The following is a 26160-nucleotide window of genomic DNA, read 5'->3' as shown; positions in this document are numbered from 1 at the left end:
GAACTCTCTAGGGCTTCTCGTAGGGGAAGGACGGCAGCACGCCGATCTGGTCGTACTGCATCTTGGAGTCGTCGAAGCCGGCCTCCCAGCTGACGTTCGCGAACGTGTCGCACGGTCCCGCGGACGGCCCGTGGTACGGGTCGCTCTCGGTGTTGGTGACCTTGATGTCGGAGAACGCGAACCCGCAGCCGCCGAAGTCCATGTGCACGCCGTACGGCTTGGCGTCCGGCATCGACGGATCCGCGTTCGCGTCGTCGATGACCAGCTGGGAGACGGACGCGTCCGGCGTGTACGGCGGCTCGTTGCGGACGCCGTACGCGTAGAACGGACCGGTGTCGCCGCTGTCCTGCGCGAGGTGCGAGAGCCGGACGAACGTGACGGTGTTGCCGCCGGTGTAGTTGTCCGCGTTCGGGATCTCCGGCCGGGACTCGATGCTGATGCCGTACCGGGCGCCGTGCTCGACGACGGTGTGGCTCACCTCGTTGCCGCCGCTGTTCATGATCTCGACGCCGGCCGAGTCACCCGGCACCAGCTCACCGATGTGATGGATGTAGTTGTTGGTGAACGTGTTGCCGTGGGCAACGTCGCCTTCGCCGGGCCAGCCGCCCTCGATCTTGATGCCGTCGTTGCCGAGGTGCTCGAGCAGGCTGTCCGAGACCGTGGTCTGCTCGTTCGCGAACAGCAGCTCGATCGCGGTGAACCCGGTCTGCTGGATGTGCAGCCTGGTGAGCTTCACGCCGCGGGTGTTCGTGAGCGTGATCGCGCCCCACCGGTTCCGCGGCAGCTCGATCTGGGTGTCGTACTTCGGATACTTGTGCTTGACCCCGGAGTCACCCGTCCCGTTCCAGCCGTACCGGTACCAGTCCATGAAGTCGGTGTGCTGGATCGTCAGGCCGTCGAGCGTCAGGTTCTCGACCCGCCGGTTCGGCGACGCGCCCTCCAGCGAGAACACCTGGGTCTGCGTCGGCCGGTAGACCGTGACGCCGTCCATCGTCCCGCCGGCGGGCTTGTAGTACAGCGTCTTCGCCGGGTAGTCCAGGTAGTACTCGCCGGCCTGGTCGAGGAGGCTCAGCGAGTTCTGCACGTAGTATCGCGAGCCGCCGCCGGAGTTGATGAAGCCGTACCGCGCCGGGTAGACCAGCGTGGTCCGCTTCTTGGTGAAGTTGATGTCGAGCATCGGGATGGTGTCGGTGAACCACGACCAGGAGCCGCCCGACCACACCGTCACCTGCGCCGGCCACGACGTACCGAGCCGCAGGTCCCAGGACGGGTCGATGTCGCCGCTGTTGAACCCGAGCTGGTCGCGGACCGCTTCCTTGGTCGGGTCGAACAGGATGGACCGCAGGTACGGCGCCCACTTGTCGTCGGCCGCCCGGTTCGGGTACCGGGCGGTCGTCGCCCGCTTGCCCTCGGCGTAAAGGCTGTAGAACGGCTGGCTGATGTCGACCGGCGCCTTGAAGATGCCGTCCTTGTACGGCGTCCACCCAGTCACCTCCCGCCCCGCCTCGAAGACCGCCTTGCCCGGACCGTCCGCGCTCCGGTAGGTCACTCCGGAGTCGCGGTCGTCGAAGCTGATCGTCTTGTCGACCTGGTACGTCCCGGCCTTCAGGTTCACCACCGGCGTGCACTCGGCGTGCGCCGTGATCCGCAGCGCGTCCCGCGCGTGCTCCACGGTCTTCCACGGCTTCCGCTCGGTCCCCGGGCCCTGGTCGTTGCCGTCCGGCGACACCCATTTGGAGCCACAGTCCTGCGTCGGCGCCGCGGTTCCCACGGCGGAGCCTGCGCCGACCACAGCCAGCGCAGCACCCACGACCACTCCCACGAGCAGCTTCATCGCGAGCTCACCGCCCCGCGACGTCGTACGGGAAGGACGGCAGTACGCCGATCTTGTCGTACTCCATCTTCGACGCGTCGAAGCCGGTCACCCAGTTGGCGTTCGTCACCTCGTTGCACTTGTACGACTGGTACTTGTCGTCGGTGACGGTACCGACCTCGACGTTGCTGAAGGCGAACCCGCAGCCGCCGGCGTCCATGTGCACACCGCGCGTTCCACCCGCGTCGGGCATCGACGGGTCCGGGATCACGTCCCCGACGACCAGCTGGTCGACCGTGTTCTGGACGGGGTGCGGCTCCTGGTTGTCGACGCCGTAGGTGTAGAACGCGCCCATGTCGCCGCTGTCCAGGCCGAGCTGCTCCAACCGGATGTACTTGAAGCTGTTGCCGGACGCGTACTGGTCGCCGTCCTTCACCTCGGGCCGGGACTCCAGGCTGATGCCGTAGCGCGCACCGTGCTTGACCTCGATGTTCGAGAGCGTGTTGTTGCCGGTGTCCATCAGCTCGACGCCGGCCGAGTCACCGGGGACCAGCTCGCCGATGTGGTCGATGAACACGTTCGAGATCGTGTGGTGGTTGCTCAGGTCGCCCTCACCCGGCCAGCCGCCCTCGACCTTGATGCCGTCGGCGCCGATGTTCTCCAGCAGGCTGTCGGTGATCCTGGTGTGATCGTTGGCGAACAGCAAGTAGATGCCGGTGAAGCCGGTGTCGGACAGGTGCATCCGGCTCAGGTCGATGTTGCTCGTGTTGGTCAGCGTGACCGCACCGAACCGGTTCCGCGGCATCTCGATCTGCCGGTCGTACTCCGGGTACTTGTGCTCGACACCGGCGTCACCACCGGCCACCCAGCCGTTGCGGTACCAGCTGACGAAGTCGGAGTACTGCACGCCCAGGCCGTCGAAGGTGACGTCGTGCAGCCGGTCCTGCGGCGACTTGCCGGCCAGGTTGAGCACGGTCTTCACCGTCGGCCGCAGCACCTTGACGCCGTCCATGGTGCCGGCGCGCGGCTTGTAGTAGACCTCACCGGCCTTGTTGTCGACGTAGTACTCCCCGGCCTGGTCCAGGAAGCTCAGCGAGTTCTGGAAGAAGTAGCGGGAGCCGCCGCGGCTGTTGACCATCGCGTAGCGGGTCCAGTACTTCAGCGTGGTCTGGGTCTTCTTGAAGTTGGTGTCCAGCAGCGGGATGGTGTCGGTGAACCACGACCAGGAGCCACCGGACCAGATCGTCACCGACGCCTGGCTCATGTCCCAGCTGGGGTCCCAGTCACCAGGCTTGCCCCACAGCCAGTTGTGGACGTCCATCTTGTCCTCTTGGTAGAGGATCGATGTCATGTACGGCGACCAGGTGTCGTCGCTGCCCCGGTTCGGGTAGCGGGCGTTCGTCGCGCGCTTGCCGTCCTCGAAGAGCGTGTAGAACGGCTTGGACGCGTCGAACTTGGCCTTGTAGATGCCGTTCTGGGTCGGGGTCCAGCCGGTGATCTCCTCGGCGCCCTGCAGCTGCGCCTTTCCGGGACCGTCGACGCTGCGGTACACGACGCGGTGGCCGTTCTTCCCGGAGTCCTGCTCGTTCAGGTCGATGGTGGACGCGACCGGGTAGTCGCCGGTCTTCAGGTTCACCGTGATGTCGCAGTTCATCCGGTCGTTGAGGCGCTTGTTCCGGATCTCGTCACGGGCCCGGGTGACCGTCTTCCACGGTTCCTTCTCGGTGCCCTTGGCGGCGTCGTCGCCGTTCGGCGCGACCCAGAAGGTGTTGCAGTCGACGGCACCGGCGGGCTGGGCGTTGAATTGGATGGCGGCGACCGTCACCAGGGCAGCCGCGACCACCCCGGCGCCGACGCTGAGCGTCGTACGCCTGGTTCTCTTGGACATGTTGGGCGGGGTCCTCTCGGGGGTCAGTGATTCCCGTTCTGGCTGCGCCAGTGCTCGTACTCGAGCCGGGTCTTCTCGTTCAGGGGGTAGTAGTCACGCAGCGGGGCGCCCTCGTCGATGCGGCGCCGGCTGAACTTCTCCCACTCGTCGTGCTCGGCGGCCGCCGCGATGACGGACTCGGCACGCCGGCGGGGTACGACGACCGCGCCGTCGTCGTCGGCGAGCACCAGGTCCCCCGGCAGCGTGAGGACGCCGCCGACCGCCACCGGGACGTTGTACGCCCACGGGAACAGTTCGGACTGGGACGCGTAGTGCGGGGTGGCTCCGGTGGACCAGATCGGGACGTCGAGCTCCGACACCCGCGGTACGTCGCGGATCCGGCCGTCGACGACGATGCCGGCTCCGCCGCGGAGCTTGAAGTAGCGGACCAGCATGTCGCCGAAGCAGCCCGTGGTGTGGCTGCCGTACGCCTGGACCACCAGGACGTCGCCGGGCTGGATCTCGTCGAGCACGGCCCACAGCGCCGTACTGCGCTCGATGTACTCCTGGGTCTGCCCGTCGGCGATGTCCTCACGCTGCGGCATGAACTGCAGGGTCAGCGCGCGGCCGACCACCTTCTTGCCGGGAAACATGCTGGTCGGACCGTCGACGAAGGTCCGGCGGATGCCCTGGTTGTGCAACCGGGCGCAGGCGGTGGCCGACCCGATCCCGGACAGCCGCGCGACCAGGTCGGGATCCGGCGCCGGCGGGGTGTCGCCGCGCACCGGCAGATCCCAGACCGGCGTCACCGGAGCTTGTTCCGTGCTGCTCATATGTCTCCTCGGTACTCGATCAGTCAAGCGCCAGATGTGCGGCGCGGTAGGTGTTTCTGGTCAGCCGCAGGTCCAGCCGGATGGTCCGGCCCGGCGGCATCGTCACTTCGAGTCTGTTGCTGCCGACAACGACCGTGCGCGTCCCCGGCTCCGGTGGCCGCGACGTGTACGCCGGGGACGGCCCGGGATACTCCCCGGTCGCGGTGGACACCGTCGCCTCGTCGATCCGGTCCGTGCCGAAGCTGCCGGCCTGCACGATCACGCGACGGGTCTGCGTCGCGGACAGGTTGACCAGCTGCAGACCGGTGCGGTCCGGCTCGACCGTGTCGACCAGCGCCGCCACGTCCGGCGGCAGTCCGGGCCGTCCGCGGTCGGCGTCCAGGTACAGGACACGCATCGGGAGCAGGCCGCCGTTGTAGAGCAGTTGCGGCGTACCTGTGGTCAGCTGCAGCAGCGCCTCGGTGGCGACCGGGTTGTGCCGCTGCCAGTGGTGGATGTTCATCTCGGCCGGGTCCACGGTGTCGACGGCCATCAGGTCCATCCGCCGCTGCACCTGCGACAGCGCGACGCCCAGCATCGCCTCCGGGTAGCCGGGGTTGTCGCCGGCCAGGTACGCGAGCCAGGGCGCCTCGTGACCGGCGTCCTCCTTGTTGCGGAAGTCGTGGACGGTCCGCCAGTCGTAGCCGCTGCGCTCCCGCAGCTGGACCAGCCGCTCGCGGTCGCCCGCTTCGAAGGACGCCTGCCACAACCACATCGGCAGTCCGAGCTGCGGCGGCTGGTAGTCGAACCAGCCGTCGTCGTTGTGCCGGTTCGGGATCAGCAGCGTCGGGTTGGCGCAGTCCTCGCCGAGCTCGGCCTCCCAGCGGTCGCGGATGCTCATCTCGGTGTCGTCGACAGCACCGCTGACGCCACGCTCGTACAGGTGGTCGAGCAGCTGCCGGGCGAAGTCCAGCCGCTTCTGATCACCCGTGAGTACGGCGCCGTTCAGCGCGGCGACGCAGGCGGCCGAGCCGACGCTGTACACGCCGTGCGGCCAGTTCCAGCCGTAGTTGCCGCCGTACCAGCGACCGTCGTGCAGTTCGCCGACGATGCCGTTCGGGCCGACGTTGTCGGGCAGCAGACCGCCGTTGGCCTTGGCCCGCTCCTCCCACGCGTCCAGGTACTCCAGGGTCCAGTCAGCGAACCGGTCGCTGTGGTCGTACAGCCAGGCGTTCGCGGTCAGCGTGGTCGCGGCCAGGTTGACTGCGGTGTCACCAGCACCGAGTCGGCGGATCATCTCCGCGCCCATCAGGTCCGCGTTGTCCTTCAGGTCGTCCCAGCCTGAGATGCCGGGCACACCGGACAGCGGGAGCCCGAAGACACGCATCCGCTCCTGGTTGGTGCCGAACGTCCGCCACTCGTCGTTGATCCCCCACCGTGGACCGCCGGCGCCGTTGTGCGGTGCACGGATCGTCCTGGTCGCGGGATCGTAGTTCCCGGTGGGCGAACCGGGGAGATACAGCTCGGCGAACCGGTACGCGCGTTCGCGGAACACCTCGTCGGTCGGATCCGCCGCACACAGCGAGTAGAAGAAGATCATCGACTCGCCGATGTGGAACCAGTCGTACCCGCGCTCGAACTCGTCGACCAGGAACCCCAGGTCGGTGAGCTGCCGGGTGACACCTTCCCAGTGCCACTTCGACACGTCGATCAGGTCGTCCGCGCCGCCCAGCTGGTAGAGCACCGGCCAGTTGACGAACGCCTCGTAGAAGTCGTCGGCGCCGTCCCGGCTCTGCATCGGGCCGGCGTACCGCAGGCCGCCGTCCGGCAGGCAGTAGCGTTCCCGGAACAGCCACCAGCCCTCGTCCATCACGTCGAACAGCCGGCGCTGCATGATCGCCCACGCGGGCGGCGTACCGATCGGGGTCTCGGCCAGGACCGTTGTCTGCGTGGAATTCTTCGGGGTCATCCCTTGGTCGCTCCCGCGGTCAGGCCGCTGATCACGTGCCGCTGGAGCAGCACGAAGACCACCAGCAACGGAGCCACTGCGAGCAGCAGCGTCGGGAACACCACCGTGTAGTCGGTGGAGTACTGGCTGACGGCGGCGTACACACCGGTCGTCACGGTGTAGAGGCCGCTGCCGGGGCCGAGGATGATCTGCGGGTTCACGAAGTCGTTCCACACCGAGAAGGTGTTCAGGATGACCATCGTGACCACGGCCGGTTTCATCAGCGGGAACACGATCGACCAGAACACCCGGTGCTTGCCGGCGCCGTCGACCGCGGCCGCCTCGTCGAGGCTGGCCGGGATCGTCATGATGTACCCGGCGTACAGGAAGATCGAGAACGGCAGCGTCAGCGTGGTCTCGAACAGCACGAACCCGGGGATCGTCCCCATCAGCCCGAGGAACTTCAGCGTGTAGACGACCGGGATCACCAGCACCTGGCTGGGGATGAACGTCCCGGCGACGAACAGCAGCAGGAGCATCCGGTACCGGCGTTCGCTGCGCCGGGCGATCACGTACGACACCGGGCCGGCCAGCGCCACGGACAGCACGTTCACGGACACCACGAACAGGATCGTGACGGCGTACCCCTTGAGGATGTTGAAGTCCGGGTTCGTCGCGGCCTTCCGCAGGTACTCCGTGCTCAGCTGGTCCGGCGACAGCGAGAACGGGTGCGCCAGGATGTCCTGCTGCGACTTGAATGCGCTGACGACCAGCAGGTACATCGGCACCAGCATCAGCACGCTGGTCACCACCAGGAACGCGACCCGTCCCCAGCCCTTGGTCTTCCACGGCTTGAACTGCACAGTGGCCACCCGAGGCATCCGGAGCGCGCTCATGCCTGCACCCCTTGGTCAGCACGCGCCCGGAGCCGGGCGACGGTCAGAGCAAGTCCAGCCGTGATGACCATCAGTACGACGCTCTGCGCCGAGCCGAAGCCGAGCGCGTTGTTGTGGAACGAGTCCCAGAGGATCAGGTACGCCGCGGTCTGCGTGGACCCGGCCGGGCCGCCACCCGTCAGCGACACCACCAGGTCGTACGTCTTCAGCAGCGTGACCAGCGACAGCACCAGGTTCACCGTGACGACAGGCGCCAGTGCGGGCAGTGTGACGTTGAAGAACGTCTGCCTGGTGGTTGCACCGTCGATCCGGGCAGCCTCGAGCAGGTCCTTCGACACCGTCTGCAGACCGGCTAGGTAGAGCACGACGTTCACACCGAACCCAGCCCAGACCAGTACGGCGATAAGACTCGCGAGAGCCCATTTCGGGTCAGACAGGAACGGTAGGACCTCAGCACCCTTCGAGGTGAGCCAGCCGTTCACGACACCCGACGTACCGAGCACTGCGCTCCACAGGAAGCCGACGACCAGTGCGCTCAGCACGTGCGGGTAGAACAGCACGATGCGGAAGAACGCGTTCAGCCGGGAGGCACCGTTCACCAGCAGCGCGAAGCCGAGCCCGAACACGCTGAGCAGGACCGTGCCGACCGCGGCGATCAGCAGCGTCACCCAGCCCGCGCGGATCGCCTCGGCACTGTGCGTCAGGTTGACGTAGTTCTTGAGGCCGACGAACGCCGGGTTCGCGCTGTACCCGTCCCAGTCGGTCAGGCTGAGGTAGAGCGACAGACAGACCGGGACGACCAGCATGACGACGAACAGCGCCAGGGCGGGGCCGACCATACTGAGGGTGGTCAGACGGGCTCTCACGATTTCGAGCCCATCCAGCTGTCGATGCGGGCGGCGACGTCCTTCGCGCTCTTCCCCGTGTAGAGGCTCTGGACCGCCTTGTTCCACTCGCCGTTGAAGCCCTGCGGCAGCGTGTTCGCGCCGTACCCCTCACCCTGGGCGACCTGCTTCGGCGCCTGGTCGAGGATGTCCTGCACTTGCTTGCCGAGCGGCGACAGCTTCTCGGTGTAGCCCTTGCGGAAGTTGCCGTCCTGCGCGAGCTGGCTCTGGACCGCGGTCTTGTCGGTGACCAGCCACTGCACCAGCTTGACCGAGAGGTCGCGCTGCTTGGTCGACTTCAGCACCATGTACGGCGCGGCCATCGTGACACCCTGCGGGCCGGGCGACGGCTGTCCCTTCTCGGTGGGGGCCGCGAACACACCCAGGTCGAACGTGGGCTTCGCGTCGTCGGCGGTCCGGACGAACCAGCTGCCCATGACATACATACCGGCCTTGCCGGACAGGAAGTTGGTCTGTGCGCCGACGTCCTTCAGCCCCAGCGCGTTCTTGTCGACGTACCCGTTCTTGATCCACGACTGGTAGCGCTCCAGCAGCGGCAGCATCGTCTCGCCGACCTTGGCCTGCTTGGAGTTGATCTGCTGGTACCAGTCCGGGTGCTCGGTCGCGATAGACGGGTCACTGAGCTGCAGCAGCTGCAAGCCGGTCACGTAGTCGCCGGCCGTCTGCAGCGGCAGGTAGCCGGCGGCCTTCAGCTTGCCCATCGCGGCAGTCAGCTCGTCCAGGTCCTTCGGCGGCGCGCTGATACCGGCCTTGGCGAAGGCGTCCTTGTTGTAGAACACCAGCGACTGCGCCTGCTGGCCGACGCCGACCGTGTACACCTTGCCGTCCAGCGAGGCCTGCTCCACCAGCGGCGTGTCCTTGGTCCAGGCCTGGTCGGTCAGATCGAGCATCTGCGGCGCCAGCACCTTGTCGGCCATCAGCGTCTCGACGACATCCGGCGCGTTGCCGGCCGCGAGCAACTGCGGCAGCGTGTCCTTCACACCCGACCCGGTCGGCGCCTCGATCTTCACGTCGACGCCCGGGTTGGCGTCCTCGAAGGGCTTGACCAGCCCCTCCCAGTAGCTCTTGGTGAGGTTGGGGGTGATGTTGACCAGCATCCGGACTTCGCCGGTGCTGTCACCAGCAGCACCCTTGTCGTCGCTGAAGCCGCCACCGCAGCCCGCCGCGCCCACCAGGATCACAACGGATGTCAGCAGGCCGAGCTTGCGCCCTGGTTTGCGTGCCGAACGAGCCATTTCCGGGTCCTCTCCAGATCGTCCCGGCGTCGGGGGCGGCCGGGCGTCGTTATCGAGTGACGATGCAGAGCGCCGCGCCGAAGTGTCAACGTTTACGCGACAAAGTGGACGCCGTGAGTCAGAAGTCCGCGCTATATAGGGTTGGCAGAACACTGTGAACGGGGTCACCATGCAGCCATGCCCGATGCCGGAAGACCGAAGTCGCCGCTGACCCTGTCGGTGGCCGAGCGGACCGCGCTCAGCCAGCTCGCCGCCGCGCCGCGGACCACCGACGCCATGCGGCTGCGCGCCAGGATCGTGCTGGCCAGCGCCGAGGGACGGTCGAACAAGGCGGTCGCGGACCTGCTCGAGGTCACCCCCGGCACGGTCGGCAAGTGGCGTCGCCGCTTCCTCCGGATGGGCATGGCCGGCCTCGACGACGGGATGCGCAGCGGACGGCCGCGAATGGTCGACCGGGTGCAGCTGGGCGCTGTCGCGGCAACATCGATGGCCGATTCCGGACATCGGCCCTCGACGCGCGAACTGGCGGCGGCGTACGGCGTCTCGCAGTCGACGGTCGCGCGGCGCCGCCGGGAGGAGGTCCAGCACTACCGCTCCGGTGCTGGAATCGTCCTGGGTGCCGGCCGTCCCGCTCCGCCCGTCCCCAGTGACCCTGAGTTGCTGTCCGACCGGGTGTACGAAGCGATCCGCGGCTGGATACTGTCCGGCGAGCTCGCGCCCGGGATGCGGGTCGTCGAGTCCGAGATCGCGCGGGTGCTCGGGACCAGCCAGACCCCGGCCCGTGAAGCCGTACGGCGGTTGGCGCACGAGGGGCTCGTCACGTACCGGCCGCGGCTGGGCAACTTCGTCACCGAGATCTCGCAGGTCGAGGCCCGGGAGGCGCGCGAAGTCCGGGTGCTGCTGGAGTCCGCGGCGGCGCGGCGGGCGACCGGGCATGTGCCGCCGGAGGAGCTGGACCTGCTCCGGATCGAGATGCAGCGGATGATCGAGGCCGCCGGTCACCACGACATCGGCGCGTTCCGCGAGGCCGACCTGCGGTTCCACCGGCAGGTGCTGGCGACCAGCGGTAACTCGATGCTGCTCCGCGTGTGGCGGACGCTCGAGCCGGCCCTGTGGAGCCTGCAGGTGGTCTCGAACGCGATGTACGCCGGCGACTGGGGCCTGATGGCCCGCCGCCACCTCGACCTGATCGAGGTCCTCAACGGCACCGACCCCGAAGACTCCGCCCGCCTCTTCGCCGCCCACGCCCGCGGCGAAAGCTCCATCACCAGACCAGCCGGCCACCATGACTGAAGCCGCCTTGCTCGACGCCCACGTCCACGTCTGGAACCTGTCCCAGCAGGTCCTCCCGTGGCTGGACCCCGGCCACCCGCTCCGCCGCGACTTCTCCCTCGACCATCTCAGGGGTCAACCCCTCGGAGTGCCGGTTGACCCCCCGCCTTCTGGGTCCGCAACCGGCCAGCTCCGGGGTCAACCCCTGAGTTGGGCCGTGAGCGCGGTGCCCGACGCCGGGTCGAGTGTTCTGCTGGTGCAAGCTGACGCGGACCCGGCCGAGGTTGGTTACCTGCTGGCGTTGGCCCGGCGGGAATCGGCTGTGGTGGGGGTGGTGGGGTGGTTCGATCTGCTGGAGTTTCCGGATCGGGTGCCTGATGATCCGTTGCTGGTCGGGGTGCGTAGTCCGCCGCAGGACCAGAGCGATCCCGACCTGCTGACAGCTCCCGCGCACGTGCGCGGAGTGCGGGCCGCCGCCGACGCCGGCCTTGCCATCGATCTCCTGATCCGCCCCGCCGCCCTGATCGGCGCCGCCCGGCTCGCCACCGCCGTACCGGACGCCCGCCTGGTCCTCGACCACCTCGGCAACCCGACGACCGCCACCCCCGCGTGGCGCACCGGAATGCAGGCACTCGCCGAGTGCCCGAACGTCACCGTCAAGCTCTCCGGTACCGCCCATCTCGCGACCGACGACCTCCGCGCACTGGTCGACGTCGCCCTCGAACTCTTCGGCAGTGAACGGTTGCTGTTCGGCTCGGACTGGCCCGTGTGCACGCTGGCCGCCCCCCGCGCCGAGGTGATCCGCCGTACCACCGCACTGCTGCCACCCGCCACGCACAACGACGTGTTCCGTGGCACCGCCCAGCGCATCTACCGCCCCAGGGAGACCGCCCCATGACCGAATACACCCGGCGCCAGGTCCTCAAGACCGCCGGTGCCGCGGCCGGCACCGCAGTCGTCGCCGGCTCACTCACCCATCCCCTGTCCGCAGCCGCGACCACCGGCAGCGACACCAACCCCCTCAAGCTCTGGTACACCCAGCCCGCCACCGAGTGGCTCCAAGCACTTGCCATCGGCAACGGAAGGCTCGGCGCCATGGTGTACGGCGGGACCGCCACCGAGACGCTGCAGCTCAACGAGGACTCGATCTGGGCCGGCGGCCCGCACCAGTACGACGACCCGGTCGGCAAGGAGGTGCTGCCCGAGATCCGCCGGCTGATCGCCGAGGAGAAGTACCTCGACGCGCAGAACCTCGCCGACCAGCACTTCATGGGTCGCCCGACCGAGCAGATGCAGTACCAGCCGGTCGGCTACCTGTCGCTGACCTTCCCGGGCATCGACGCGACCGCGGTCACGGCGTACCGGCGCGAGCTCGACCTGACCACGGCGATCACGTCGGTCAGCTACGAGCACGCGGGCGTGCGCTACACCCGGGAGGTGTTCGTCAGCCATCCCGCGCAGGTGCTGGTGATGAAGCTGACCGCGAACCAGCGCGGCGCGCTCACCTTCGACGCGACGTACACCACCGAGCAGGCGGCGACACCCGCGGCGTACGACGAGCGCACGCTGGCACTCAACGGCATCAGCGGCGACGCCGAAGGTCTCAAAGGATCGGTCAAGTTCTGCGCGCTGCTTCGCGCCTTCGCCGACGGCGGCACCACGACGGTTGCTAACGGCAAGCTCTCGGTCGCCGGCGCGGACGAGGTCACGCTGCTGTTCTCGGTCGGCACCAGCTACCGCAACTACCTCGATGTCGGCGCTGACCAAGTCGCACGCGCGGCCGCGCCGCTGACGGCGGTCGGCCGCCCGGCGTACGGCGCACTCCGGCACGCACACGTGGACGACTACCAGCGCCTGTTCGGCCGTCTCGATCTGGACCTCGGTACGTCGGACTCGATCGCCCTGCCGACCGACCAGCGCATCATCGCGTTCCGCAACGGCGGCGACCCGCAACTGGCCGCGCTGTACTACCAGTTCGGCCGGTACCTGCTGATCTCCAGCTCCCGCACGCCGGGTCAGCCCGCGAACCTGCAGGGCATCTGGAGCTACAAGATGCTGCCCGAGTGGCAGTCCAAGTTCACCCTGAACATCAACTGCGAGATGAACTACTGGCCGGCCGGCCCGGCCAACCTCGCGGAGTGCTGGGACCCGCTGTTCCAGATGATCGGTGAGCTGTCGGAGTCCGGCGCGCGGACGGCGGCCGCCATGTACGACGCCCCGGGCTGGGTCGCGCATCACAACACCGACGGCTGGCGCGGCACCGCACCAGTGGACTTCGCGTACTACGGTGTCTGGCCGACCGGCGGTGCGTGGCTGTCGCTGCTGTTCTGGGAGCGGTACGAGTACACCGGCGACCTGGAGATGCTGCGGAAGTACTACCCGGTCCTGCGCGGCTCGGTGGAGTTCTTCCTCGACCAGCTGCAGACCGACGCGAAAACAGGCTGGCTGGTGACCAGCCCGTCGCACTCCCCCGAGCTCAAGCACCACGACTACGACAACGTCGGCGTGAGCATGTGCGCCGGGCCGACGATGGACACCGAGATCCTGCACGACCTCTTCAAGGTGTTCGGGCAGGCGACCGCGGTGCTCGGCGTCGACAGCGCGCTGGCCGCAGCCGCAGCGGAAGCACGGTCGAAGCTCGCGCCGATCCAGATCGGGTACCTCGGCCAGATCCAGGAATGGCTGATCGACTGGGAGGAGGCCGCACTGGAGACGAGTCGACATGTCTCACACCTGTGGGCCGTGTTCCCGAGCGACCAGGTGACACCCCGCCGTACGCCGGAGCTCGCCGACGCGGCCCGCAAGTCGCTGGAGCTCCGCGGGCCGGCCGTCACCGCCGGGTGGTCGCTGGCGTGGAAACTGAACCTGCGCGCGCGACTGCTCGAGCCGGACAACGCGTACAAGCACCTCACGCAGCTGCTGGGCCCCGGCCGGACCGCACCGAACCTGTTCGACCTGCACCCGCCGTTCCAGATCGACGGGAACTTCGGCGGCGTCTCCGGCCTCACCGAGATGATCATGCAGAGCCACTCCGGTGAGGTCGCGCTGCTGCCGTGTCTGCCGACGGCGTTCCCGACCGGGAGCATCCGGGGCATGCGCGCCCGCGGCGGCTTCGACCTGGAGTTCTCCTGGTCCGGCGGGAGGTTGGCCAAGGCGAAGATCCGGTCGCTGCTCGGCAACCGGCTGCGGCTGCGGACTGGCGCTCTGGTGGACGTGAAGTCGTCCGCCGGACCGGTCGCGTTCGCCAGGCCGGAGGACGGCGTGGTCGAGTTCCGCACTCGTCCCGGCATCGACTACTTCGTGGAGGTGCGCGCATGAACGCCCTGCGACTGACGATGCCGTTGCTGGCTGCCCTGCTCAGTGTCGGCGCCACCTCGCTGCCAACTGCCAGTACTACGCCCACTGAGCAGCAGACGACCGCTTGGCATGGCGGTGCGCTGCAGGGCGATACAGCCGGCCTGGTATCGCGCTCAGACCTCGTCCAAGAGGGCCCTGCCTGGCGTTACTACCAGGCGATGCCGCTTGGAAATGGTGTGCTCGGCGCCTCGGTCTGGGCCGAGAAGGGGTACAGCGCTCAGCTCAACCGCGTGGACACGTTCCCAGACCTCAAGTCCGCTGGACGCCTCGTCGTACCGGGGCTGGACTCGCTGATGCGTGCCGACGACTACAGCGGCCGGCTGTCGCTGTACGACGGCCAGGTCGTGCAGAGCGGCGGTGGAATGACCGCGCGGTCCTACGTGCGTGCCGACGCGGATCAGTTCGTTCTGGAAGTCACGGGAGCGGATCCGTCGCGGCCGCAGACTGCTGACCTGAAGTTGTGGGCCGGTCGTACGCCGGCGGTCAGCGCCGCGAACGGGATCGCCGCGCTGGCGGAGACGTTCCACGACGAGGCGTCCGGCAGCATCACCGGTGCGGTCGCCGCGCTGACCGCACAGGCCCAGGGCGTCACCGCGTCGGTGGTCGATCCGCTGACGGTGCGGCTGACGTTCCGTCCTCGGGCGGACGGCAGCTTCCGGCTCGTGGTCGGCGTACCGTCGTACCGCGGTGGTGAACTGCGCGCCGCCGCCCGGCGGGCAGTGGTCGAGACGCCCAGCCATCACCTCGACTGGTGGCACGCCTTCTGGGACAAGGCGGCGCCGATGCGGATCACGTCGGCCGACGGTTCCGGTGAGTACGTCGAGAACCTGCGGACGCTGCAGCTGTACACCATGGCCGCATCGATGCGCGGCAACGTACCGAGCACGCACGGCGCTGTCGTCCGGATGTTCTCGTCGTCCGGAGACCAGGCCGACTGGGCACAGGACTCGTACTGGCACTTCAACCTGCGGATGCTGGTGTCCGCGAACCTCGGCGCCGGCGTCGGCGAGCTCAACTCGCCGTACTTCAAGTTCTACCTGGACCGTGCCGAGCTGATGCGCGAGTGGACGCGGACGCACTGGATCGGCGGCGAGGGGCTCTGTCTGCCGGAGTTCATGCGGTACGACGGCACCGGTGACGGCTGTGACAACACACAGGAGCCCAGCTGGACGCGGAGGATCCTGACCAGTGGCCCTGAGCTGGTGAACAACATCTGGCAGCAGTACCGGTACACCGGCGACAAGGCCTTGCTGGACCGCGGCTATCCGCTGATGCGGGACGTGGCGCGGTTCTACCTGTCGGCCATGACGCCGGGCGCGGACGGCTACCTGCATCTGGAGCACGTGAACGCGCTGGAGGTGCAGTGGGACACCACTGACCCGGTGCCGGACCTGGCCGCGATGCGGGTGATCTTCCCGCTCGTCGCCGACCTGGCACAGACGCGTGGGGACACCGCGCTGGCCGCGCAGTTGCGGGACGCGGTGCGCAAGCTCCCGCCCTTCCGGACCGTCGAGCGCAACGGCGAGCAGGTGCTGGCGTGGTCCGGTACCGACGAGGCAGCCCACAACACGCAGAACCCGGAGATGGAGGCGCTCTGGCCGTGGGGCGTGTTCGACGAGACGTCCGAGTTGATGCAGGCGACGTACCGGCAGCGCGTGTACCCGCAGGACAAGGACTGGGGTATGGACGCGACCTGGGCCGCGCGACTCGGTCTGCCGGACGAGGTGAAACGGATGCTGCTGAAGGGCATCGCCGACTTCCAGATCTACCCGAACGGTTTCACCGTCCACCGCACCGGCCAGGAGGCGGTCCGCAACCACAGCTTCTACAACGAGTGGGGCGGTGTCCTGAGCACCGGCCTGCAGGAAGCCTTGGTTCAGTCGTACGACGGTGTTGTGCACGTCGCCCCGGCGTGGCCGCGGGACTGGGACGTCGCGGGGTCGGTGCAGATCGAGGGCGGCCACCGGATCAGCACCGAGGTGCACGACGGCGTACCGACGGTGGTCGGTATCCAGGCCGGCAGCCGGGAGACGCTGAAGGTGCGCAACCCGTGGCCAGGTCAGAAGGTTCGGGTGGTCGACGCTCAGGGGCGGGTCGTTGTCGGTGCCGGCTCGGCCGAGGTTCTGTCGGTCGCGGTCCTCCCGCACGCGTCGTACACGGTGGAGCGTGTCGACGTGCCGCTCTCGTCGCTCACCTATGCGCCATTGACCGGTCAGCCGGCTACCGCGGTCAAGACCGTGGGGAACCGGGTGCTGGGCGTCAAGAAGAGTGAGCCGCCGTTGGCGAGCGACCTGGTGTCCGTGGTGGCGCCGGAGAAGCTGTCCAACCTGGTGAAGGCGCAGGTCGGCGCACCGATCTATGTCGACCGCAGCTACACGGTCAGCGAACTGCCCGGTCAGTTGAACGGGCAGGCGTTGGTCCAGGGCGCCAACGACGACTCCAAGGCGACCACACCGCCGGACTATCTGAAGCTCAACCTGACCCGTCCGGCCACGGTCTACGTCGCCTTCGATCCACGCGGCGAGAATGTGTGGTGGCCGGCGTGGCTGTCCGATTTCACTCGCACCGGCGAGACCGTCGGCACCACGGACCAGCGCCTGATCCTCTTCAAACGCGACGTACCTGCCGGACAACTGACCCTCGGACCAAACTCCGGGGTGGCAGGCAAGGGCAATTCCACCTACGTCACGTTCGTGGTACCACGCTAGTCATGTTCAACCACGCCCCCGACGGCTACGACTGCCCGTTCTGCCGACTGGCCGCCGGGGGCGAGGACAGCCTCACGGCGCAGCACGACATCGTGCTGCGCCGCGAGCACGCCCTGGCCTTCGTAGCCTCCCGCTGGTGGCCCAATAACCAGGGCCACGTCCTGGTCGTCCCGACCGAACACCACGAGAACCTGTACGACCTACCAGCGCAGTCCGGCCACGCCGTCCACGACGTCGTCCGAGAGGTCGCAATCGCCATCCGCAGCACCTACGGGTGCGCCGGTGTCTCCACCCGCCAGCACAACGAGCCAGCCGGCTACCAAGACGCCTGGCACTACCACGTCCACGTCTTCCCGCGGTACCCCGGCGACAACCTCTACAACACCCGTCACCTGGAGGCGCCCGCGACCGCGGCGCAGCGCGCCCCGTACATCGAGCGCCTCGAGGCGTACTTCAGGTCCGCTGGAAGGTGAGGCTGAAGGTGTACGGCGCTACTTCCAGCTGGTGCTGAGGTGTGGCGGCCGGGCCGCAAGAGGCGGACCCGAGAGCGTTCTGGGCCAGGTCGAGGTTGAGGTAGATGTGGTCGCGCGGGACCAGGTCCGAGCGGTGGCGGGCGCGTTCCAGGTCCTCGGTGGTCCAGCGGCGCGCGGTCAGCTGGAAGTACGGCGCGCCGTCCACGCGCAGACCGTTGCCGCCAGCATCGGTCAGCTCGACCCAACGGACGTCGATCCGGGAGCCGTTCTCCTGCGGCACGACGTACGGCGTCTGCAGTTCGTCGACGGTGCCTGCGTACCGCCCGACACGAGCCGCCTCGCGACTGTCGGCGTACGCCTCCCCCGGACCACCGCCGTACCACTGCACATTCTCCAACGCCTTGGGCAACGTCATGCGTACGCCGACCCGCGGCCAGCTCCCGCAGCGCGGCGTGACGGCCGTGCCGCCCCACTCCCCCTCCGGCTGCACGTCAACGGTCAGCTGGAGGCGATGCTCGTCAGCAGTCCAGCGGTACGTCGTACGCACGCCGACGCCGAGCCCCTCAGGCGCCACGCGTGCACGCACGATCAGCTCGTTGTCCACCACTTCGACCGCATCCACGCGGTGCAGCAGCCGATCGAGCCCGGCCGCACGCCACTCCTGGGTGACACCGTTGCGCCCGCCCTGGCCGTTGTCGTTGTCCGTCGGTGCACGCCACAAGTCCAGCACCGGCCCGTCGACCACCTGACCGAACAACCGCGTCAGCCGACCAGTTCTACGGTCGAACTCGCCCCCACCGACCCTCAGCACCTCTCCCCTGTCCTCCACAGCAGCGGCCACCACAGGAACGGCAGCCGGTTGCTCCAGCACGAACTGCGCCCAAGCAACCTCATGCCCCGCCGCAGCCCACGCCTCGTCCTTCGCCAGCACGGCGCGCACAGTCAACACCTGCTCAGCCTGAGCAGGGGCAGGCAGAGCAAGCCGCAGCTCCGTCGACTCCCCCGGCGCGATGTGAGGAAGGTCCAGCCGGCCGGCGTCCACCTCGACGCCGTCCTCCGCCACCGACCACAGGAACTCCAGATCGTCCAAGCCCGTGAAGGTCCGGTGGTTGTGGACGACGAGCGGATCCGGCCCGGTGAAACGAACCGGTTCGATGACCTTCTTGTACTCGGTCAGACCCGGCGACGGGGTGCGGTCCGGGAACAGCAGGCCGTCGATGCAGAAGTTCATACCGTGGAGTCGCTCGCCGAAGTCGCCGCCGTACACATGGTCGGTTGCACCAGGCAACAGCAGGCCGTGGTCGATCCACTCCCAGAGGAAGCCGCCCTGCAGCCGCGGGTAGCGCTCGAGGATCCGCTGATAGTCTGCCAGCCCGCCGGGACCGTTGCCCATCGCATGCCCGTACTCGGCGAGTACGAACGGCAAAGCGCGGCGCCGGGCCTCCAACGACGGGTGCTCGGCGGTCTCCTCCGGTACGTCCTCCGTCCGTGTGCCGATCGCCTCGAGGTCCTCCAGCGGCGGGTACATCAGGCTGTAGAAGTCGGAGAACTCGTACGTCCGGTCCCGCTCGTAGAACAGCGCCCGCTCCGGATCCCGCTGCCGCGTCCAGGCCGCCAGCTCGCCGAAGTTCCGGCCGCGGTGGCTCTCGTTGGCCAGCGACCAGATGACCACGCTGGGATGGTTCTTGTCGCGTTCGACCATCCGCCGCATCCGGTCGAGCATCATCGGCGCCCAGTCCGGGTCGTCGGCCGGGTTGCCCCGCCAGTCGGTGTAGATGAACCCGTGCGTCTCGATGTCGCACTCGTCGATCACCCACAGCCCGAGCTCGTCGCACAGGTCCAGGAACGCCGGATGCGGCGGATAGTGCGCGGTCCGTACGGCGTTGACGTTGTGCCGCTTCATCAGCACGAGGTCCTCGCGCATCGCGTCCACCGTCATCGCCCGGCCGCGCCGTTCGTCGTGCTCGTGCCGGTTCACGCCGCGGAAGAACAGCGGCTGCCCGTTCGCGGTGAACAGCCCGTCCACCATCCGCACGGTCCGGAACCCGATCCGCAGCTCGACCGTCTCCCCCGGCACCTCGACCGTCGCGTCGTACAGCCGCGGCAGCTCGGCCGACCAGGGCTCCACCGCACCGATCGTCACCGGCGCCCCCGGCTCCGCGACGACACCGAGCTCCGGTACCCGGACGACCGCGTCCGGCGCCGTGTCGACGCGCAGTGTCCCGGCGCCGGTCACGTGGTCGTACGACGCGTGCACGAAGACGTCGTCGATCAACGGCCGCGCGAGCAGCGTCACGTCCCGGAAGATGCCGGGCAGCCACCACATGTCCTGGTCCTCGAGGTACGAACCCGACGACCACTGATGCACCCGCACGGCCAGCGTGTTCCGTCCCGGCCGCAACAGGTGGCCGACGGTGAACTCGCTCGGCAGCCGGCTGCCCTTCGCGGTCCCTGCCTCGACGCCGTTCACCCAGACCTTGAAGCACGAGTCGACGCCCTCGAACCGCAGGACCGCGCCGTCAGCCGGCCAGTCGCCCGGCAGGTCGAACGAGCGGACGTGGTCACCGGTCGGGTTGGCGTCCGGTGCGTACGGCGGATCGATCGGGAACGGGAACGCCGTGTTGGTGTACCGCGGCCGGTCGTGCCCCTGCAGCACCCAGTGCCCCGGGACCTCCAGCTCACCCCAGTCCGGCCCGATCTCCGGTACGCCGTCCGGCGCGCTGTCCCAAAGCTTGAAGCTCCAGCGGCCGTTCAAGCAGATCCGCGGCCGCGACGACCGCAACCACGCCCGCGGCTCCCGGGCCCCGGTGCTCGGCGTCAGATCCTCGAAGTACCTCACTGCGCCTCCTTGAGCACCCGCACGTCCCACGGCCCCAACTCGATTCGCCCGACAGGCACTGACGGCGACATGACGACCGAAGCACCCGACCAGTTGTGCACGAACCACAACCGCTCCCCCGCCGCGTTCACCGCCGACAGCGCGGTCACCGACGGAGCCCACAACCGCGACTCCCCGTACAGCGCCGCCGCCAGCGCAGCGTCCGGCACCGTGCCGACGTACGTCACCCGCCCGGCGCCGAACCGCTTGGTCGTGACGATCGGCCGGCGGCCGTCCGGATGCTCGTACGACGCCAGCACCTCGGCGTCCTCGACGAGCAAGGTCTCCGCCCATCGCGTGGCACACCCGTCCAGCCCGCTGACCGGCATCGCGGCCTCCAGGTTCTCGAACTCGTGGTACGCCGTTCCGGCCGCCTCCCGCAACCGCGCCGGAGCGACCGACGGCCGCGGCCGGGCCTCCGGATCCGCGTACCCCGTCCGCGGCCCGACGACCAGATGCCCGCCGTCCCGCGCATAGCCGACCAGCCGATCCAGCACGGCATCCGACGCCACATACAGGCCGGCGGCAACCACGACCGGCGCCGACAACGCGGTCTCGAGCCGCTCGACCGGCACTACTCCCGGCCGCAGCCCGGCGTCCAGGACCCCGCCGTAGAACGCTTCGACGATCGTCCGGTACGACGCCTTGTCAGGCGCACCGCCCGCGGTGGCCAACGGCGGCTGGCACTGCATCGCCCAGTCGCTCTCGGTCGACCACAGCACCACGACGTCGACGTCAGGCGTGAGGTCGACCACCGACGAGCCGGCCGCCGCCAACTCCGCCCCGACGGCGGCGATCTCCCGATACACCCGCCCGGGCTCCAGCCCGTGCCCGAGAATCCCGCCCCAGAACGTCTCCGCGCCATGGTGGATCGAGTGCCAATGCCAGTACTCGACCATCCGCGCACCGCGCGACACCATCGCCCACGCGACCTGTCGCAGCTGCCCGTCGTACGGCGGCCGGTTCTGGTGCGAGCCGCCGATCGAGGTCGCGTTCGTCTCGGTCACCAGGAATGGCATGCCGCGCGACCCGTACACGCGGTCGGCGGCCAGGAACAGCTCGGACACACTCCGCCCGATCCACCCCGGCGCCAACCGCGACGGCTCCACCGGGCGCGCGAGCCCGTCCTGCACATCCACATAGATGTTGCCCGCTGCAACGTCCAGCTGCGAGGTCAAGTCCACGTCGGCCACCGCCGGCCGGTCGTACGCCAGGCAGGTCGTGACGAACTGTCCCGGCCGTCGCAGCTCGCGTACCAGCTCCGCCTGCCACCCGATGAACTCCGTGGTCCGCGAAGCCTGGAAACGGCGCCAGGCCAGGTCGTACGACGGGGTGCTGTTCCCGTCCGGCCGCCACAACTCGGACCAATCGCTCAGCCGATGCGACCAGTAGGTCAGTCCCCAGGCCTCGTTCAGCGCCTCGACGTCGCCGTAGGTCCGGCGCAACCCAGCCACGAAATCGCCGAAGACCGACGCATTGTGCGCCAGCAGCACACCGGGCTCGTTGTCGACCTGGTACCCGATCACCGCTGGATGGTCCCGGTACCGTTCCACGATCCGGCGCACCACCCGCTCCGCGTGGAAGCGGAACGCCGGCTGCCCGTAGTCGATCTCCTGCCGGATCCCCCACGGCACCGGTACGCCGGTCCGACGCTCGGCCGCGATCTCCGGGTGCGCCCGCTGCAGCCACGGCGGTACGGCGTACGTCGGCGTCCCGAGGATCACGCCGATCCCGCGGTCGTGGGCGCCGTCGAGCACCGGGCGGATCCATTCGAGGTCGAAGACGCCGGCCCGCGGTTCCCACGTCGACCAGGCCGACTCGCCGACGCGGACGGCGGTGATACCGGCCGCGACCATCAGATCCAGGTCGGCCGGGATCCGGTCACCGAGCGAACGTGGCAGATATTCCGGGTAGTAGGCCGTCCCCAGCACGATATGTGGCGGCAGCATGCGCCAACGCTAACCGACGACAGACCGCGCGTGCAATCGTTTGCATGCAGGGATTTCAGCGAATCCGGGCCCGTCGCCGGGCGGTTCCGGTGCTGGCCCGCACCACAAGCTCGGGGGTGAGCAGATCCGGCGCCGGCCAGTCGTCGCCACCGAGTCGCTTGGTGAGCTGCTGCCACGCCAGCTCGCCCAGCCTCGCCCGCTCGTTGCGCAGCGACGTCAGCGGCGGCCGTGAATACGCCGCGATCGGAATGTCGTCGTACGACGCGACCGACAACTCCGACGGAACCTCGACGCCGTTGTCGTACATCCAGCTCAGCAACCCGATGCCGACCAGGTCGTTGAACGTGATCACCGCGGTGGCCCGGCTGTGCAGGACGGCCGGGCCCGCGTCGTACCCGTGGTTGCCGGACCAGCCGCCGTCGACCTCGTCCAGCGTCACGTCGAGCGCCCGCGCCGTACGACGCAGCGTGCGGCGGCGCTCGCCGTCGGACCACGACGACGCCGGGCCGCCGACGTACAGCACGCGGCGATGGCCGAGGCCGGTGAGATGCTCGAGCAGCAACCGCGAGGCGGCCCGGTAGTCGATGGCGACCACGCCCGCGTTCTTCACGGTGCGGTTGATGCACACCACCGGCACCGGTAGCGCCAGCGCCTTCTCCAGTCCGGCGCGGGTGAGCCGCGAACTGCAGAGCACCAGCGCGCCGGAGTAGTCGACCAACTCGTCGACGAGTCGCAGCTCCTCGGCCGGATCCTCGCCGCTCTCACCGATCAGCAGGCGGTAGCCGCCGGCCCGCGCCGCGGCGTTCAGGCCCTTCAGCACCTCGGAGAAGAACGGGTTCGCCAGGTCGGGCACCGTCACGCCGACCGTCAGCGGGCGGCCGAGCTTGAACTCCTGCGCCCGCTTGTCGGCGCGGTACCCCAGCTGGCCGGCCACCGCGCGCACATGGGCGACGACCTCGGGCGAGATCAGGTCGGATCCGTTCAGCGCGCGCGACACCGTCGAGACCGAGGTGCCGGCCTCGCGTGCCACATCGATCAAGCGAACCCGTTCCGCCACTGTGTTCCCCTAAATCCCCTCAGAAGCACCGATCCGAACGTTCCGGATCGTCACGTCGTCGGCGTACTGTACGACAGCTTCCGCCGCGACCTCGTCGAACCGGCTGTCGGTGATCGCCACCGAGGAGATGTGCTTGGTCTCCGCCCCCACGATGCGATAGGCCCGCTCGGCGCGGGCCACCCGGACCCGGTCGAAACGGATGCCGTGCACAGCGGGGAACAGCGACTGGTCGCCACCTCCCTGGTAGCTGAAAGTGATTTCCAAAGGACGATACATCCAGGCGCGCGAATCCACGTCGCTGACGTCGACATTGCGGACGTATCCGCCGCGGGTCGAGGTGGACTTCACGCACAGCAGCCATTGCAGGTACGCCTCGTCGGCGGCCGGATCGCCCGGCGCGGACAGCCGCCGGACGAACACGTCCTCGATGCCGCCGCTCATCTCGCTACCGACAGCGACCGCGGCGCCACCGCTGACGAAGGTGCAGTCCTCGACGATGATCCCGCGCGACGGCAGGCCGAGCCGGCGGCCGTCGGCGTCCCGGCCGGACTTGATCGCGATGCAGTCGTCGTGAGTCGCGAACGTGCAGTCGCGGATCAGCACGTCGGTGCAGGACTCCGGGTTGCAGCCGTCGCCGTTCGGGCCGAGGTTGTTCACGGTGACGCCCTGCACGGTGACGTTGCGGCACTCGAGCGGGTGGATCGTCCACATCGGCGAGTCCTTGACCGTCACGCCTTCGACCAGCACGTTCGTGCAGCGGAACGGCTGGATGAAGCTCGGGCGGAGGTAGTGCCCCGCGCCGAAGACGCGCTGCTCGACCGGGACCTGCTCGTTGTTCATCCGCTCGAGCTCGGCCCAGTCGGCGCGCTGGTTCGGCAGGCCGGTGTGCCAGCCGTACTGCCCGCTGCCGATCAGGTACCACCAGTGCTCGTTGTCGCCGGCGCCGTCGAGCACCCCCTTGCCGGTGATGCCGATGTCGGTCTGCCCCTCGGCACGGATCAGCGACGAGTAGTTGTACACCTCGACGCTCTGCCAGCGGGTCCGGACAACCGGCAGGTACGCCGCGGGGTCGGTGCTGAACCGCAGCGTCGCGCCCTCGTCGAGGTGCAGGTCGACGTGACTCAGCAGGTTGATCGCACCGGTCTGCCACACACCGGGCGGTACGACGACATGCCCGCCGCCGGCCTGGTGACACGCCGCGACGGCGGCGGCGATCCCCGCGGTCGCGTCGGCCGGCGTCGCGCCGTACGCCGTGATCGGGAACCAGGCGTCACGGAACCGCGGCGGGCGGATCCGCGACCGGATCAGGCCTTCGGCGCCCGGTTCAGCGACGCCCGGATCGGCGGCCGCGGGCAGGCCGATGCCAGCAGCAACCACTCCTCCGACCGAGAGACCGAGAAGTTGACGACGGGTGGGACGCATGGGCGGAACACCTTCCTCAGACACGGTTGAGGTAAAGCTTTGCCCGCAAGTATCCAAGAGATTCCGCGCCGGTCAAGCCCAGGCGTTGACACCCTCGCGGTCTGCGGGCACGATCGGTTGCAATCGTTTGCATACTAGGAGGCAGCGGATGACCGCCCCTGTTCGTCGCCGTACCGTCCTGTTCGCCGGCGGAGCCGCTCTCGCCGGCGGATCCCTGCTCGGCGGCGGCACCGCCCCGGCCGCCGCCGCGCTCGCCCCGGAGGCGTCCGCCGACGCGCAGATCGCCGCCATCCTGCGCCGGATCCGCCCGCCGCGTTTCCCGGACCGCTGGTACGACGTGACCGATTTCGGCGCCGTCGGCGACGATGCCACCGACTGCACGGCGGCGCTGCGCGCGGCGATCGTGGCGTGCCACCGCAGCGGCGGCGGGCATGTCGTCGTACCGGCCGGTGACTACCGCACCGGCGCCGTTCACCTGTTGAGTCGCGTCGACCTGCATCTGGCGGCCGGCGCGCGATTGGCGTTCAGCCAGGACCCGGCCGCGTATCTGCCGGTGGTGCCGACGCGCTACGAGGGGACGGAGTGCTACAACTACGCCGCCTTCGTCTACGCCTACGGACAGCGCGACATCGCGGTCACCGGCGCCGGCGTTCTGGACGGCCGCGCCGACGCGACGCACTGGTGGGACTGGACGGGCGGCCCGCCGCCCAACGAGGGACCGGACAAGACGCTGCTGATCCAGATGGCCGAAGCTGGTGTCCCGGTCGAGGAGCGGGTGTTCGGCGCCGGTCACAACCTGCGGCCGAACCTGCTGCAGTTCAACCGCTGCGAGAACGTGCTGCTCGAGGGCATCACGGTCAAGGACTCGCCGATGTGGAACCTGCACCCGGTGCTCTGCCGCAACGTCACGATCCGCGGCGTGACCGTCGACAGCCCGGACGGGCCGAACAACGACGGCATCGACCCGGAGTCCTGCACCGACGTGCTGATCGAGAACTGCACGATCTCCACCGGCGACGACTGCATCGCGTTCAAGTCCGGCAAGGACGCCGACGGCCGGCGCGTGAACGTTCCCGCCCGGTACGCCGTCGTCCGCAACTGCGAGATGGCCGACGGGAACGGCGGCGTGACGGCCGGCAGCGAGACCAGCGGCGGGGTGCTGGACATCTTCGTCCGCGACTGCCGGATGAGCAGCCCGCACCTCGAGCGCGCGATCCGGATCAAGAGCAACCCGAACCGCGGCGGCACGATCGCGAACATCGACGTCCGCCGGATCGCGGTCGGCCAGGCCGCCGACTCCGCGATCGAGATCGTGCTCAACTACGCCAACGTGACCACCGGCGCCTACCCGCCGGACGTGCACGGCATCACGATCAGCCAGCTCACCGTGGCGTCCGCGCCGCGCGCCCTGAATTTGCTCGGCCTCACCGACGACCCGCTGCGCGACATCCACCTGCACCAGTGCCGCTTCGACGCGATCACCGACGAGAACGTGATCGAGAACGTCGAGGGCCTGCGCCTGGATCAGGTCTGGATCAACGGCGCCCGCGTCGACAACTGAAGGAGCC

General features: G+C 68.8%; 17 protein-coding genes. 6 read left to right on the top strand and 11 right to left on the bottom strand.

Translation table 11 applies throughout. The annotated features are described in order from the left end of the window. Positions 1 to 7: 7 nt before the first annotated feature. Genes ACWEOO_RS23155 through ACWEOO_RS23125 form a run of 7 tightly spaced genes read right to left on the bottom strand, consistent with a single transcriptional unit; the run spans position 8 to position 9476 of the window. A complete protein-coding gene (locus ACWEOO_RS23155) occupies positions 8 to 1834 on the bottom strand; it encodes a right-handed parallel beta-helix repeat-containing protein (RefSeq protein ID WP_452144758.1) in 1827 nt (608 codons plus the stop codon). Positions 1835 to 1841: 7 nt separating this feature from the next. Then, positions 1842 to 3701: a right-handed parallel beta-helix repeat-containing protein gene (locus ACWEOO_RS23150; RefSeq protein ID WP_452144757.1), complete on the bottom strand. Its 1860-nt coding sequence runs from the start codon at positions 3699 to 3701 to the stop codon at positions 1842 to 1844. A gap of 23 nt (positions 3702 to 3724) precedes the next feature. Then, positions 3725 to 4513 (bottom strand): RraA family protein, encoded by a 789-nt coding sequence (locus tag ACWEOO_RS23145; protein WP_452144756.1) that lies wholly within the window; start codon positions 4511 to 4513, stop codon positions 3725 to 3727. 19 nt (positions 4514 to 4532) lie between these two features. Next, entirely contained in the window at positions 4533 to 6461 is a 1929-nt protein-coding gene (locus ACWEOO_RS23140; protein WP_452144755.1) for a hypothetical protein, read from the bottom strand. Beyond that, the gene (locus ACWEOO_RS23135; protein ID WP_363715244.1) at positions 6458 to 7336 is read right to left on the bottom strand and encodes a carbohydrate ABC transporter permease; all 879 of its coding nucleotides are present in this window, start codon (positions 7334 to 7336) and stop codon (positions 6458 to 6460) included. Before ACWEOO_RS23135 ends, ACWEOO_RS23140 begins: the two co-directional genes overlap by 4 nt. Next, entirely contained in the window at positions 7333 to 8202 is an 870-nt protein-coding gene (locus tag ACWEOO_RS23130; protein ID WP_452144754.1) for a carbohydrate ABC transporter permease, read from the bottom strand. The genes ACWEOO_RS23135 and ACWEOO_RS23130 overlap by 4 nt, the downstream gene beginning before the upstream one ends. After that, positions 8199 to 9476 (bottom strand): ABC transporter substrate-binding protein, encoded by a 1278-nt coding sequence (locus ACWEOO_RS23125; protein ID WP_452144753.1) that lies wholly within the window; start codon positions 9474 to 9476, stop codon positions 8199 to 8201. Before ACWEOO_RS23125 ends, ACWEOO_RS23130 begins: the two co-directional genes overlap by 4 nt. A 177-nt stretch (positions 9477 to 9653) precedes the next feature. Here ACWEOO_RS23125 and ACWEOO_RS23120 point away from each other — a divergent pair, with 177 nt between their 5' ends. From ACWEOO_RS23120 to ACWEOO_RS23100, 5 genes are read left to right on the top strand one after another with little or no spacing between them, the layout of a single operon-like run. After that, positions 9654 to 10769 (top strand): FCD domain-containing protein, encoded by a 1116-nt coding sequence (locus ACWEOO_RS23120; protein ID WP_452144752.1) that lies wholly within the window; start codon positions 9654 to 9656, stop codon positions 10767 to 10769. Then, positions 10762 to 11646, top strand: coding sequence for an amidohydrolase family protein (locus ACWEOO_RS23115; RefSeq protein WP_452144751.1), 885 nt, complete (start codon positions 10762 to 10764; stop codon positions 11644 to 11646). The genes ACWEOO_RS23120 and ACWEOO_RS23115 overlap by 8 nt, the downstream gene beginning before the upstream one ends. Further along, positions 11643 to 14066 (top strand): glycoside hydrolase family 95 protein, encoded by a 2424-nt coding sequence (locus ACWEOO_RS23110; protein ID WP_452144750.1) that lies wholly within the window; start codon positions 11643 to 11645, stop codon positions 14064 to 14066. Before ACWEOO_RS23115 ends, ACWEOO_RS23110 begins: the two co-directional genes overlap by 4 nt. After that, complete coding sequence (locus ACWEOO_RS23105) at positions 14063 to 16813, top strand: glycosyl hydrolase family 95 catalytic domain-containing protein (protein WP_452144749.1); 2751 nt, start codon at positions 14063 to 14065, stop codon at positions 16811 to 16813. Before ACWEOO_RS23110 ends, ACWEOO_RS23105 begins: the two co-directional genes overlap by 4 nt. Positions 16814 to 16815: 2 nt before the next feature. Beyond that, positions 16816 to 17286, top strand: a complete 471-nt coding sequence (locus tag ACWEOO_RS23100) for an HIT family protein (protein ID WP_452144748.1) — start codon at positions 16816 to 16818, stop codon at positions 17284 to 17286. Here ACWEOO_RS23100 and ACWEOO_RS23095 read toward each other — a convergent pair. Genes ACWEOO_RS23095 through ACWEOO_RS23080 form a run of 4 tightly spaced genes read right to left on the bottom strand, consistent with a single transcriptional unit; the run spans position 17267 to position 24592 of the window. After that, positions 17267 to 20125 carry a glycoside hydrolase family 2 TIM barrel-domain containing protein gene (locus ACWEOO_RS23095; RefSeq protein WP_452144747.1) on the bottom strand — a complete coding sequence of 953 codons (2859 nt, stop codon included), beginning with the start codon at positions 20123 to 20125 and terminating at the stop codon, positions 17267 to 17269. The two genes, ACWEOO_RS23100 and ACWEOO_RS23095, sit on opposite strands and share 20 nt — an antisense overlap. After that, a complete protein-coding gene (locus tag ACWEOO_RS23090; RefSeq protein ID WP_452144746.1) occupies positions 20122 to 22113 on the bottom strand; it encodes a beta-galactosidase in 1992 nt (663 codons plus the stop codon). Before ACWEOO_RS23090 ends, ACWEOO_RS23095 begins: the two co-directional genes overlap by 4 nt. A 55-nt stretch (positions 22114 to 22168) precedes the next feature. Then, the gene (locus tag ACWEOO_RS23085; protein WP_355700187.1) at positions 22169 to 23143 is read right to left on the bottom strand and encodes a LacI family DNA-binding transcriptional regulator; all 975 of its coding nucleotides are present in this window, start codon (positions 23141 to 23143) and stop codon (positions 22169 to 22171) included. A gap of 36 nt (positions 23144 to 23179) precedes the next feature. Beyond that, positions 23180 to 24592 (bottom strand): glycoside hydrolase family 28 protein, encoded by a 1413-nt coding sequence (locus ACWEOO_RS23080; RefSeq protein WP_452144745.1) that lies wholly within the window; start codon positions 24590 to 24592, stop codon positions 23180 to 23182. A 148-nt stretch (positions 24593 to 24740) separates the two neighbouring features. On the opposite strand from ACWEOO_RS23080, the gene ACWEOO_RS23075 reads away from it, so the two are divergent. Then, on the top strand, positions 24741 to 26153 hold the full coding sequence (locus ACWEOO_RS23075; RefSeq protein ID WP_452144744.1) for a glycoside hydrolase family 28 protein: 1413 nt from the start codon (positions 24741 to 24743) through the stop codon (positions 26151 to 26153). Positions 26154 to 26160: the final 7 nt, after the last annotated feature.

The organism is Kribbella sp. NPDC004138 (genome assembly GCF_053603655.1).
This window is presented reverse-complemented; position numbering and strand designations above follow the sequence as displayed.